Origin of the sequence: Enterococcus sp. AZ177 (assembly GCF_050544585.1) — a bacterium.
GTDB classification, from domain to species: domain Bacteria; phylum Bacillota; class Bacilli; order Lactobacillales; family Enterococcaceae; genus Enterococcus_L; species Enterococcus_L plantarum.
In genome coordinates, this window is the sequence record NZ_CP172944.1 from 2,645,019 (window position 1) to 2,658,644 (window position 13,626).

General features: G+C 38.1%; 14 protein-coding genes. All 14 read right to left on the minus strand.

Going from position 1 to position 13,626, the window contains the following annotated elements; genetic code table 11:
• Positions 1-327: 327 nt before the first annotated feature.
• The 14 genes from IGJ34_RS13030 to IGJ34_RS13095 all read right to left on the minus strand — a co-directional run bounded on the left by IGJ34_RS13030 (position 328) and on the right by IGJ34_RS13095 (position 13,453).
• Positions 328-777: a YaiI/YqxD family protein gene (locus IGJ34_RS13030; protein WP_430597619.1), complete on the minus strand. Its 450-nt coding sequence runs from the start codon at positions 775-777 to the stop codon at positions 328-330.
• Between the two features lie 33 nt (positions 778-810).
• Entirely contained in the window at positions 811-1,821 is a 1,011-nt protein-coding gene (locus IGJ34_RS13035; RefSeq protein ID WP_111247638.1) for a hypothetical protein, read from the minus strand.
• 199 nt (positions 1,822-2,020) lie between these two features.
• On the minus strand, positions 2,021-3,031 hold the full coding sequence (locus IGJ34_RS13040) for a sugar kinase (RefSeq protein WP_430597620.1): 1,011 nt from the start codon (positions 3,029-3,031) through the stop codon (positions 2,021-2,023).
• Between the two features lie 123 nt (positions 3,032-3,154).
• Positions 3,155-3,898, minus strand: a complete 744-nt coding sequence (gene dagF / locus IGJ34_RS13045) for a 2-dehydro-3-deoxy-phosphogluconate aldolase (protein WP_430597621.1) — start codon at positions 3,896-3,898, stop codon at positions 3,155-3,157.
• Positions 3,899-3,913: 15 nt separating this feature from the next.
• On the minus strand, positions 3,914-5,008 hold the full coding sequence (locus IGJ34_RS13050) for a DgaE family pyridoxal phosphate-dependent ammonia lyase (protein ID WP_430597622.1): 1,095 nt from the start codon (positions 5,006-5,008) through the stop codon (positions 3,914-3,916).
• On the minus strand, positions 4,998-6,107 hold the full coding sequence (locus IGJ34_RS13055; protein ID WP_430597623.1) for an amidohydrolase/deacetylase family metallohydrolase: 1,110 nt from the start codon (positions 6,105-6,107) through the stop codon (positions 4,998-5,000). The genes IGJ34_RS13050 and IGJ34_RS13055 overlap by 11 nt, the downstream gene beginning before the upstream one ends.
• A gap of 8 nt (positions 6,108-6,115) precedes the next feature.
• A complete protein-coding gene (locus tag IGJ34_RS13060; protein WP_430597624.1) occupies positions 6,116-7,204 on the minus strand; it encodes a DUF871 domain-containing protein in 1,089 nt (362 codons plus the stop codon).
• A 314-nt stretch (positions 7,205-7,518) separates the two neighbouring features.
• Complete coding sequence (locus tag IGJ34_RS13065; RefSeq protein WP_430597625.1) at positions 7,519-8,838, minus strand: PTS sugar transporter subunit IIC; 1,320 nt, start codon at positions 8,836-8,838, stop codon at positions 7,519-7,521.
• A gap of 121 nt (positions 8,839-8,959) precedes the next feature.
• Complete coding sequence (locus IGJ34_RS13070) at positions 8,960-9,622, minus strand: DUF4310 family protein (protein WP_430597626.1); 663 nt, start codon at positions 9,620-9,622, stop codon at positions 8,960-8,962.
• 24 nt (positions 9,623-9,646) lie between these two features.
• Positions 9,647-10,429, minus strand: coding sequence for a DUF4311 domain-containing protein (locus IGJ34_RS13075; RefSeq protein ID WP_430597627.1), 783 nt, complete (start codon positions 10,427-10,429; stop codon positions 9,647-9,649).
• Positions 10,430-10,804, minus strand: a complete 375-nt coding sequence (locus tag IGJ34_RS13080) for a DUF4312 family protein (RefSeq protein ID WP_430597628.1) — start codon at positions 10,802-10,804, stop codon at positions 10,430-10,432.
• Positions 10,805-10,829: 25 nt separating this feature from the next.
• Positions 10,830-11,183, minus strand: coding sequence for a glycine-rich SFCGS family protein (locus IGJ34_RS13085; RefSeq protein WP_111247627.1), 354 nt, complete (start codon positions 11,181-11,183; stop codon positions 10,830-10,832).
• Between the two features lie 57 nt (positions 11,184-11,240).
• Positions 11,241-11,579: a PRD domain-containing protein gene (locus tag IGJ34_RS13090; RefSeq protein WP_069653626.1), complete on the minus strand. Its 339-nt coding sequence runs from the start codon at positions 11,577-11,579 to the stop codon at positions 11,241-11,243.
• A 5-nt stretch (positions 11,580-11,584) separates the two neighbouring features.
• Positions 11,585-13,453, minus strand: a complete 1,869-nt coding sequence (locus tag IGJ34_RS13095) for a BglG family transcription antiterminator (protein ID WP_069653625.1) — start codon at positions 13,451-13,453, stop codon at positions 11,585-11,587.
• Positions 13,454-13,626 lie beyond the last annotated feature (173 nt).

Genomic DNA, 13,626 nt, shown 5'->3' on the forward strand with positions numbered 1-13,626 from the left:
CTCTTTTTTCCGAAGAGCTAGCCTGTAAAGCTAGATAATTTTAAAGCTGAAAGAGCCCGTTTTGCCTTGAAAAAGAATATATGTCTGAAGTTTTTTTGTAGCATTCAGTTTTTCTCTTTTTTCCCAAAGGCTAGCTCTTGATGCTAAATATTCTTACGTAAAAAGGACATATTCAACTTCAATTAACACGGTTGTTGCGTCCAATAAATAAATTGAAAATAGTTCTTTCATATTTTAGCATAAAAGCGTTAGTCCGAATAGAAACAAATCACGAAATCAAAGAATTTTTTTTTCTTGTTCTTTCGAATAAGATGAGTATTTTTCCTGCTATTCTATGTATCCGTTGATCAGCTCAACAAGATTGGCTTTGAATTTTTCACGATCTGCCTGTGTGAATGCTTTCGGCCCTTTCGTACGGCCACCACTTTTTCGTACTTTCGCACTAAAATAACGTTGTTCCAGTAATCCGTCCATATTTTCTCCTGTATATTCATATCCTAATTGATGCATCACTCGAGCACCTTTCGGCAAAACTAATGAAGCTAGCCCATAATCTTGTGTTACTAAAACATCACCCATTTTAATCAACTGAACAATCTTATAATCTGCTGCATCAGCTCCTTTATCTACATAGACAAAAGAAACATTTTGAGGATACTCTTTTAAAGAATAATGATCGATACTCGTCACAATGACAACGTCGATCGAATAAGCTAGTGCAACTTCAATTGTTGTCTCTTTTACTGGTGAACCATCACCATCAATAAAAATTTTCATAACCGCCGCACCTTTCAATGATGAGCCATTCGTTTAATTTAAGTACCACGCCGGATGCCGTTTTAAAAAGATTGATACTTCAGTAAAAACAGCTTCTTTCACAATTTTGTAAAGCTCAGGATTTCTAATTTTCTTTTTGATGGCCCCAGTGTATCTAGGGCGTTTGACTCTGACGGAAAGAACCATGTCATAGCGTTCTGGAAAATTATCGATCGTTAAATACTTTAAACGATTCGTTTCTTCTAGAAATTGATTGATTGCATCTACCGTTCCTTGGATGAACCCTTCAAGATGTGTGCCACCATCAGATGGTAAATGACCGTTGACAAAACTGTCTTTAATGCTCGTAGAGCCATTCTTGGAGATAACGGCTTGAATCAAAACCCCTTCACTGATCGTGTTGATAATCAATGGTTGACCGCCTCTTGTGATGCTATCATCCTTTTGAAAAATGTATTCCACAAGTCCTTGTTCATAATGGAAAAAGTTTTTCTGTTTTTTTCCGTCAGTCAACGAAATGGTCAACCCACTGTTTAGCATCGCCAGTTCTTGACATCGATTGAATAAAATAAAATAAGACAATGGTTTATTGCCAAATAGCAGTTCATCGGGTGTAAAAGCTAGTTCGATCCGTTGTCCCTCGTCTTCTGATGGAATCAACGCTTTTTTGTTCAACTGCCCATTTTGATAAATTTGAATCGTACGTTTGCCTAATTTCTCTACACCAAAACCAAGCTGTTCTGATAAGGCATTGACTACAGATAGAAAAAGATACGGGGGGGTGTACTGTTCTTCTGGAATTTTATCTAAAAATAACCCTTTTTTACTGAAAAAAGAAAAAATAAATTGGGTATTAGAAAGTTCTATCGAAAGTTCTGCCTGCTTTAGATCAACTGCTAAGTACAATAAATGATCTAGTACTTGCAAGACCATGCTTTCCAAGCCAGTTTGACCAATCCCACCAATGTACATACCTGGTCGTTTTCGAATACTATCTTTCAAAACATCATCGTCTAGCGCTTTCCAAATATTTTCATCGGTCATGTCGATCTCCTCCTCTAAACAGACTTTTTTATATAAAAAATAACGTATTGCATAATAGCTCCGCTTCCTTAGCATACCAATTTATCTGCATCACGTAAATGGTTTCGCTAAAATCATTGCTTATCTTCATTATAATGAAAAAAAGAGTAGAACGAAAGTAGTATAAACGCATTTACACTATTTCATTCTACTCATTCTCCTACCGAATCAGATCCACTGTCGGCTGTTCCATTAGATGTTTTACCTGTTTTCTAGTTGTAAGTGGCACATCTCCTTGGATCGTATGTGCTAAAACACCATTAGCAGTAGCAAATTCTACTGTTTCTAATAATGACCATCCTTCACTGATGCCAAGCAAAATTCCGGCAGCGTATCCATCTCCAGCACCGATTCGATCTAAACGAACGATTTCTCTTGGTGCTGCTTTGACTTGTTTTTCTGAATCAAATAAAAAACCTGTTAAATAATGTTTGTACCCTTCACCTTGACGAATCGTTCCAGCAAAATATTCAATCTGGTAGTCCGTCATAAACTGTTGAACCAATACTTCAAATTGTTTAGAGGCGTCTAACGTTTTAGCCAATTCCATTCCTAACAAGTCAGTCAAATCCCGCTGACTGCCAAAAACCACGTCACAATACGGTAACATTTTTTCATATTGTTCCTTCATAAATAAAACACCATGAGCTTCGTTTAAACTGGGGCGAAAATTAAAATCAAAACAAACTTTTTTTCCTAAAGCATGTGCCTTTTCAGCTAACATAAATGCCGCCTCACGCGTTTTTTCAGTTAAACTCAATGCTATACCACAAATATGGACTAAATCAACTTCAGCTAAAAATGCATCGAACTCATAATTAGAAGCTCCACTCACACCAAATGAACTATTTCGGCGATTTTGATAGGTTACTTGAGTCGGTCTTGGTCCAAAACCCATTTCAGCAAAGTAAGAGCCTATGTGATCTCCATATACGCCAATCCAATGATCTTGAATACCTAACTGACGAACACGCGCTTTAGCGGCTTCACCTAAACGATTATCAGGTAGGTTTGTCAGTAAGCTTGTTTGACACCCAAAATGCGCAAGATTGCTTAAAATATTGACACCTGTCCCTGTAAAGTCTAAACGTAATTCTTTGGTTTGCTCCAGCATCAAATATTCTGGTGGAGTTAGGCGCATCATTATTTCACCAAAAGCTGCAATTCTCATTTCTGACCCCTGCCTATTTCTAGCTTTTCAAGCTAGGACTTCGAAAAAAAGAGAACTCTTGTCTATTGTTTTGTCAGTCCTGAACGAGCTTGTTCTGCTTTTATTTTTTATCTAGCTCAGTTTTTATTTGCCCAAAGTGTTTTTCATCATCCCAAGCAAGGTTTTCACATCTTCTGGTTTAGTATCACCAGTCGCTGAGTCGATGATCGAGCTATACACATGAGGAATGATTTTCTTCACTCCTGCTTCCACTGCGATTTGTACGATTTCTTCAAAGTTTTCTAAATCAATACCACCAGTTGGTTCTAAATAGAAGTCGTATTTCGCACAAGCTTCAGCGACTGCTTTGTATTCTTTGATATGCGCTAAGCCTTTCATCGGGAAGAATTTGATCGAGCTGCCTCCCATGTCTTGTAATAAGCGAATGGCTGTTTCGATCGTCACTTCTCCCGCTGGTGCTTGTGAACTTAATGACCCTGTAGCGATATTGACGATGCCGACTTTGCCCGTTGGAGACACTAAGCCGTTTACGATCGTTTCATTTTGCCCTAATAAAGCACGAGATGTGCCAACACCTGTAAAAACCTGGTTGACGTGTTGAGGTTGTAAGTCTTTTGAAATTCTTGACACCATTTGGCTTTGGTTTGGATCACCAGCTCCTAAGCCGACAGACAATGCGTTGTTGGTTTCTGCGGCGTATTTTTTCATGTCTTCGATCGCCGCTTCGTCTGTTGGATAGTTTTTAGATAATACGCCTAAAACAATGTGTCCCTCTGCTGCTTCGTAACAGTCTTTCGCATTTTCTACTGAGTTGGCTAGGACGTTTAGGCAAATACGGTCTTCTAAATAGTTGGGTGTTAATGTCATAATTGATTCTCTCCTTTAATTCATCATTTCTTGTAGTCTTTTCGTGATCTTATTCATTTCCGCTTCATTCACTGAACGGATATCGAATTCGATAATGCCGTTATTTGCTTGGTATTCACGGGTGTAAATTGCTGGACTTTTCGCTTTTAGTTCTTGAATGACCTCTTTAGCTGATTTTGGCCCACTGACTTTGATACTGGCACGGTAAATATCTCTTCCAGCGCCGTCTTGAACGACTTTGGCTTCAAGGTTTGGGATAGTGTTCAATTTTTCAATAAATGGCGCCAACCGTGCTCGTATCGACGCTCCTGTTTCACTACCATTTTTTACATACTCTTCAACGGCTTGGGTGAACCCTAAAATATTCTCTTTACCGATTTTCATTGCACGGCCAATGCCTTTACCTTGCAGACGAATCCATTCGATGTACTCTTTTTTCCCAATCACAAGTCCTGCGCTTGGGCCTTCGATGGCTTTCGCTCCGCTGTAAATCACTAGGTCTGCGCCAGCCTTGATGTATTTGAAGAGATCTTCTTCTGCTGCCGCATCTATGATTAGTGGTAGCTTGTGCTTTTGGGCTACCGTTGCGGCTTCTGCCACACTTAGCATACTTTTTTGAACCGTATGATGGCTCTTGATGTATAGAATCGCGGCAGTTTGGTCCGTGATCATCATTTCGATGTGTTCTGACGAGCACATATTTGCATACCCTGCTTCCACTACTTGACCGCCACCTTGTTGGACCATTACTTCAACGGGCGTGCCGTAGTCTACATTGTGCCCTTTAGGCAGGATGATTTCACGTTTCGTTACCTTCTCTGTGTACGGATGATAAGCATGATAGACAGAACCTTCCCCGATCAAAGCCGCCACACTTTGCGCAATACCAGCAGAAGCGCAAGACACGACTTGAGCATCTTCGACCTTTAATAATTTCGCTAAATAGGCACCTGTTTGAATACTTAATTCACTCATTTCAAAGAAATGTTCGCCACCGAACTTTTGAGCAGCTAAGACATTCTCTGACACTTTTGACACGCCTAAGATTGTCATTCTGCCTGACGCATTGATGACTTCTTTTAACTTGAATTTTTCGTAGCTAATTGTCATAAACTGTTCCTCCAATAATGGTTTTTACAGGTTTGATCAATTCTTTTGTTTCTCTAGTAAATCCATTTGAATCAGTCACTATTTTCTGCCCTGCTTCAATCTTAAAAATCGTGATATCACCATCATACCCTTCTTTCAGATGTCCTTTTGTAGCCAACTGGAAATTTTCAGCAGGCGTTACAGTAACTTTCTCAATAATTTCAGACCATTCATACCCTACTACGCGCAATTTCTCCATTGTCGTCGCTAAATCATACACTGGTCCATTTTCTCGATTTCGAATATAAATGTCTGTACTGATAGACGTTGCCTTCATTCCTTCTCTTAAAGCTGTTTCTGCGACATGGAAATTAAAACTATCTGTCCCATGACCGATATCAAATACAATCCCTTTATCATAAGCAGCCCAAGCAAAATCTTTGATTTGATTGGTTTCTTTATTGACTATTCCGTTCGATTTCCCATTGAAACAGTGGGTCAAAACATCTCCTTTTGACATATGAGCTAAAATTTCTTCTAGTTCCGGAGGCGCAGATCCAATGTGAACCATTAACGGCAAATGATTATTTTCTTTTTGAATATTCTTAGCCATTTCTAAAGGAGTAATACCATTTTCTCCAATCACCGTTTTGCTCATACGAGCTTTGATCCCTACCACAAAACCAGGTAATTCAGCTAATGCATTATGCACTAATTCTTCTTTGACTTTGCTTAAATCAGCCAGTTCATCTTGTTCAACAATCCCCCATTTTGAAATATTGATTAACGCATAGACATTTGTTTTTGCTTGTTTTGCTAAGTCGTAGAATTCATGGATATTTTCTGCACCTGTCGTACCCGCATCAATTAATGTCGTTATACCTTTTTTGACACCAATTTCATCAGGAAAATCGTAATATAACGTCATCTTCTCAAAACAATGTACATGATCATCGATCCAGCCAGCTGATACGTAAGTCCCTTGCTCTAACTCGATCAGTTCTTTACCGTTCGCATCAATTTTCTCTGAAACTTTTGCAATTTTTCCAGCATTGATTGCTATTTCTACTGGATTTCCTTTAATAGTTTTCCCGTTCTTTATGATTAAATCGTAACTCATTTTATCCCCTACTTTTCTTTAAATCTAAATTTAGTCCAGGGTTTTACAAACGCCAACAACAATAATTCTTTTTCTGTTATTTTCCCTACTTTATTTTTACGCTCATCTGAATGTGGCTGTAAAACAATCTGCAGTTCATTTTTGTATTTTCCAAAAGCATCATTCCCAATGACTACATCGCCAATTTGAAAGGTTTGTACATTGTCATGTGCTGGATTGGCTTTATTTTTGTATTTTTTACGAACTTCGGTTGAACGAACTACTTGGTCTGTGATGTCACCACGACGGAAGTGCTGTTCCTTCAACGTAATTTCTTTTTCAATCGCGCTGACATCTTTTGTAAATTCGATAGCCAATTCTAACTGATAACGATTTAAACTACCTAATAATTCTAATTCTTCATCTGATGCATACGCATTTCCAATAATTACATCATCAATCAATCCCGTCGCAAATAAATGTTTTGTTTGGATGTCGACTGGTAAATGTCGATGCATTTCTAAGGTTGGTAACCCATCATTGACATCCCATGGACCAATCTCACCTACTTGAGAATTGATAAATGCCGCTGTACGAATCCCATGTTTTTTAAAACGAATGCTACAACGCTCAAAGAAATCATACGGTAATGCTGTTCCTTCTTGCGGATAAAAATTGTGGCATCCGTAAAGAAATGGGACATTGGCTTCATAAGTCAAAATATTGTCTAAGTACGCTACATCGTTACTCATATTCAGCTCAATTGCTAATTCAAACGGATTAAAAGTCAATTTTGCTTCTTTGTTTCCATCAAATCCAACATCCAAACGAATACCATCAGCACCAGTTTCATCAAAAAAAGTTAAATCATCATATGAAATTTGCAACTCATCAAAAATAGTTGGCGCCACATCTAAAATCGTTTCATACCCTAATTCTTTTGCATAAGTGATCAATGATTTGAATGTTTCTTTTACCACTTCTTTGCCTTGCGTTACCTCTAACATACTCATGAAGATTCGTGAAAATCCACATTCACTTGCTTTTTTTAAATACGCTTTGTCTTTTTCTATATCACTATGATCTGGATAAACGGATATTCCTAATGCTCGTTTCATTCATTTTGCCCTCACTTTATATGATCGAATTTATGTCTGTATTTCCAAGAAATAACTGAACTGCATAAAATAGTTACGCTCCCTACTATAAATAGAGGCTGTCTAACGAAAACTCCAACTAGGATGGAGAACAAAATCAACCCAATTGATACAAGACATAACTGCAACAACCGTAACCCTGTAAATTTTGCAGGTAACCAGTTTTTTTCAATCATGACTTGACTAAAAATAAAAAATATACTAAACCAAATGAACATGATCTTAATCACCAAAGAGGATAGTAACGTTACTACCCTCCCTTTCTTATTTCTTACTTATGCAACTGTTTTCGCTTTCTTTTCAGCTGCTAATTCCTCTGCTTCTTTGTCTAACTGTTGTTTTTCGTATACTTTGAAGAATGGATAATAAATCGCCAAAGTAATTACGAAATTGACACAGACTAATAGTGCTGCTGGGGCACTCCAGTTTGTACTCATCCAAGCAGCAACTGGCGCAGGTATCGCAAACGGTAAACGTGCCGCCATCATTGGAATCACATTTGTCACCGTTAAGAAATAAGAAAATGTCGTTGTGATCAATGGTGCAACGATAAATGGAATCCCCAAAATCGGGTTCATTACGATAGGTGTCCCAAAAATCACTGGTTCATTAATATTAAATAATCCCGGTAAGAAGGACAAGCGTCCTAAACTTTTCAAGTAGGTTGATTTGGAAAACATCATTAAAACGACTAATGCTAAAGTAGTACCGGCTCCACCGATCCAGATAAACCACTGTAAAAATTGTTCCGTAAAGATATTCGGCAAGCTATGAACCGATGCACCTTCTTGGAAAGCAAGGGTATTTTCAGCAATCGACATATCCCAAAAAGGTCTGATAACCGGTCCCATGATTGCTGGTCCATGAATCCCTAAAACCCAGAAGAAACAAATCAAGAAGACTGTAAGTAATCCGCCAAGCAAACTGTTTCCTGCTAAGGTGTCTTTTAACGGCATCAATAACGTACTCAAAAAACCATTTAAGTCAAAACCGATAACATGACGAATCACCCAAAATAATAATAAAATCACTGCACCAGGAATCAATGCGATAAATGAATTCGACACTTCTGGCGGAACACCGTCCGGCATTTTGATTGTGATGTTCTTTTGGATAAAGAAACGATAAATTTCCACAGAAACAAGTGCAGTAACAATAGCCCCAAATAAAGAAGCTGACCCTATATTAGCTAAATTGATATAGCGTCCAGCACCGATCACATTTTTAACATCTTCAAAAACGCGTGTCGGAGGTGCTGCTGTGACTAAAAATGCCATCACCGCTAAAATCCCACATGTCAAAGAATCTAACTTATAACTTGTCGCCAGAGAAGAAGCAATCCCAAACGTTGCATATAGAGCTAAAATCCCCATTGTATATCGTGACGGAATATCTAAAACTGCTTGGTAAGGCTCGATAAACTTCATGTAAGCCTCAATCGGAATATTCTGAAATACTGTGAAAAAAGCACCCACGATTGTCAAAGGCATTGTTGCAATAAGTCCCTTTCTAATCGCCGTCATATGTCTTTGTGAACCAAATTTATTGGCAATTGGCATCAATTTTACTTCCATCCACTGCACAAAACCATTCATTTCTTTTGTCCTCCATTCAAAAATTAGTATGAATAAAAAATCAAATTATTTCCAATTCATAATAACATGGTAACATTATAATGTAAACGGTTTTAAAAGAAAAGTGCAACTTTAATCGGTTTTAACGAGGCAAATCTACTGGAAAAAGTGCACCAAAGATCATTGCACCTAAAATTGCACCACCTGCTATCGGTTTTTTCCATACATAGAAAATCACAGCGCCAATAATTGACCCAATACCGATTGGCGCTGACGCACCACATGCACTAATTATGATCAGCGGCCCTAAGAAGCGACCTGAAGCATTTCCAGCTCCCATCATGACATCTGCACCAAAGGTAGAATTTGACTGATTAATAGTGAATTTCCGAATCATAATAATGATTCCACCGATGATCAACCCTAAGATCATTCCAGTCGTTAAGGATAGACCAAAATTTTTAACAGGTGCTGTGATTCCCATACTTAAAAGAATCGCTGGAACCCCAATCCCAACTCCCGTTAAAATCGCTCCGCCTATATCTAAAATCCCAACCAATGATCCTTCTAAAATACGTGCAAACAAGAAGCTTGCGCCGAATGCAGCCGCAGCCCCGTATGAGCCACCATCCATCCCAGCTTTCAACATCGCAACGATCGCTACTTCATTAAATGCCCCCACACCATGCTCAATGTACATATGCGTTCCAGCAAATACACCTGCTGACAGTAAACCGACCAAAATTGGAAATGACCAATCAGCAAACCAAAAATTCTTTTTTTCTAACGCTACTATTTCATCCATCAAAGTTCCTCACTTTCTACTTGATTAGTTGCCAACACTAAAAACATCATGCACATTTTGCAGCCAACCTGGAATTTGCAAACGGAAACTTTCAATCATTTGTAAATCAAATCCACGGAAAAAACCACTAAAGACAAATAACAAAATTACTGCTATCATCATACTTTTCGTTACTTTATTCCAGCCAATTTCGTCGACTCCCTTACCAATCAAAATTCCTAATACAACACCTGGTACGGCATTTCCCATAATCATTGTCGCAAGACCCCCAAAAATAGTTGCCCAAAGTCCAGAGCGTTTTCCAGCATCGATTGCCGCCAACCAGAATAAAACGGGCATTACTGTGTTGATCAAAAGATTCGCTGCTGGTACTAACACAGCAACCGCTGTCACTTGTAAAGACTCTGGAATCGCTGATGCGGTCGTATTCAAAAATGCCACCACCAACATCCCTACGATTGCACCTGAAATCCCCATTTTCTTAGGATTGTGCATTGTTTCAGCGATATTTTTATTTTTTGCTAATAAAGCGGCTGCAGCCCAGTTAGGAATGACACGATGATCGACATCTTGTGTAAAAGCTCCTGCGCCAACCGTTGATGCCCAAGCATTGAAGAAGAAACCTAATCCAAATGAAAAATGACTGGCTGCATCTCCTTCACATGCATTCATTTCACCTAATGTCCTAAATGCACCTAGGCCTTGTGTAGTTGGTGCGTGGAACATTCTTGCAGCGCCGGCACCCGCTGCAAATCCAACCAATCCCCCAATCAGTAATGACTTGAGTAAAACGACTAAAACATCCATCTAATTTGCCTCCTTATGCATTTTTTGTCTCTTTCCAAAAAAAATAGGAAGACCATTTGGATCAGCAACTTTTTTTTCTACAAATGTAATCGTGTCCGTTTCAATCAGTGTAATCTCCACTTCCACATCTAGCATTACGCGATAATCGGCACGTGCTCGAGGTAAAAAGAAAAAGAAAAAGCGTTCTGTATAAGTTTCTTGTTCTGCTGTGATAATCTGAATATCTAATGGCTCTATTCGAACGATCACATCCTCTCTTTCCTTTAGTACACGATTATGGATTTGATTCAGCGCACTGGCGAAAGCCAGATTTTTTTCTTTCCCCGTTCCTTCAACCTGAATCACCTGACGTTTTTTTATCGTTACTTGTTCCATTCGGTTTTCCCTCCTAGTTTAATCGTTACGCTTTCTTTTTCAGATACGCTTCAACTATACGTTTGCCTAATTCTTCTTGATCCATAAAACCAAAACCTAAAACTGTTTTCCCATCATTTATTGCCGTTACACCTTCGTCGATCGAACGCATACCATGACGTTCTGGATAGCCGTATTTTGTAGCCGCTGTCAAGGCACCAGCTCCTCCGCTTCCACAAAATGAAATGCCTAAATCTGCCTTTTCTTGTTGCATAACATCTCCTAAACGCATATCTGCACCCATTCCTGGCACAACAACGGCTTTGCCTCCTGCGGCCTCTACACCTTTTGCAACATTTTGTCCTTTACCTAAGCGATCTGCGATTACTACTGTTATCATAGTTGATTCCTCCATTTTTTATTTAGATAGTGATAGTCAAACTTCAATTCTTCATACTTAACTATCGTTTTGCCTTGCCGCTTCAAAATGAATCGATAATACGTACATTTCATCTTGTGGCAGATTCCCAATATGTTGAACCACTTGATCTGCAATTGCTAACGCCTCTTTCGATACTTCTTCAAACATCACAGGATCAACGCCAGACATTTTTTCTCCAGCAATCGAGCGCTTGATCATTTCGTTGACGTGGTTGATCAAAATTGTCCATTGTAATTGAGTCGGTTGCATTGCTTGCTTCTCCAACAATCCATAAATTTGCGCAACTGTCGCTTCTAACGCCACTTTATGTGGACTTTCATCAATGATTTTTTTTGCATCCTCATTTAACTTCATACCTGTTACTCCTCTCTTATATAATTCAATAAAGCAGTAATTTCTGCTTGATTAACCATTAACTCATTTTTAGCAAAAATCCGTTCGATATGTTCCACCAATTCTTGTTGCGCCAATAATGTTTCTTTGACGATATTGCCTTCATTCTCATATTGACTATCAAAGGTGATTCGATGGACCATCAACATCACATGAAGCAAAAACGCTTCTTTATATTCTTGCGTTAATTTTTCGGCGAATGCTTTAAGTAACTCTTCATAAATCACATATGTACGCACGACAATATCTCGACTTTCCGCTTCAATGCCTTGCGTTTCCTTAATTTGCTGACGAGGAATCAATCGAGGTACTTTTCCCGATTGAGTATGCGCCAAAATTTTATTTACTTCTTCTTGGATACTGTGAATATCTGCTTCTGTCGGCAGAGGATTTACTTTGACAAAAGGTCGATTCACAATTTCGATTGGAAAAATACTCAAAACCAAATCTGGATTTTTTTCTTCTATTACATCCACAGCGTTTAAAACAGAAGCAAATCCAGCAATTTCAACATTCGATACTTCTTCTAGAATCTTCTGTTCGATCAAACTTGTCACACCTAAGCCTGTTGAACACACATAGACAATTCTCACAACATTGATTTCATGAAGATTTTTTTCATATGCCACCAAAAAATGTAGGGCAATATAGGCAATGAAAGAATCATTGATCAAGAGCGCAGACCCTACGATATCACTTTGGCTAGCCAGTTGTATTGCTGAAAATAATTGCGGATACTTCGCCTTGATATCATCAACGAAAGGATTATATTCGTTTATAAAGAGGTGTTTTTTTGTTAAACGTAAGGATAAATGAGCGAAGAGATTCGTAAATAACTGACGATCTCTATAAAAAGGAAAATTGACTTCTTTTGATACATCTTTGATCAGCTTCTCCGTCAACCCGACAATATCTTGCTGGTTATTCGCAACAAATACGTCACTATAAATATAAAAATACTCATCGGCTAAAAGCGGCAACTCATAATGATCAAAGACTTTTTTCATCAATAAAAATGGTAATTCTCGCTTTTGCTGTAAAACGTTTTGATTTGTCAGCATTTTGTACCCACCAACGGTATGATGAAGCTGTATTCTTGAAGAGGCAATCGCCACTCTTAATGTAATCGAAAGAATTTCAGCGTAGTTAAACTGATCAAACAAAGACGGATCTAACAGACCTGTCATTTCCTTTAGTGCAACTTGGTATATTTTTTGAAATATCGTATTGACACCAACATGAACTTCCTGCATTTTTCTCTGTTGGCCAGATTGGACAAAGTAGCTCATGATTTGGTAAATATCATATTCAGTTATTTCCTTTTGAGTGATGTATTCCATTAATAAGCGAATTTTACTTTCTTCCCCTATAATCGAAAATCCCTGACGACTTTGACGGTTAAGTGTCAGTTCATACATTTGAGCTAATTCTTCTACTCGATCTAAATCACTGATGATCGTATTTCTGCTGACTTGTAAATCATCTGCTAATTCCTGAGAAGTTAGACATTTTGATGCTAATAACAAGCGGAAAATCAATTGATTTGCTCGTAACTCCTGATCAGGATAGGTTTCGAATCGCTCTACTTCGATAATTTCATTTTTCAAGGTCAATCGTTCTGAATCTGGTATTTCTAACCAAATTCCTTTGTTCCGTCGCGTTTTAAGCAAGACGTTTTGATCTTTGAACCAATCACGTACATTTTCCAAATCATACTTGATTGTCCGCACACTAACTTCAAAGGTTTCTGCTAATTCTTTTGTTGTAACGCTGTCTTCTAAATCTAAAAGCAGCAACAAAATTTTTATTTCCCGTTTTGATAAGTGCAATGACATCCTACTCACCCACTTTCTTTCCCTTCCACTTGAACTATAGCTTGATTTTTATTGCTTAACAACACAAAAAAGTTGCACTTACACAAGTGCAACTTTCTTCGTATACTATTTTATTCAGAAATTTTATATTCAAAAAATCGTTATTTTATAAAACCATCTATAATTAATTTACT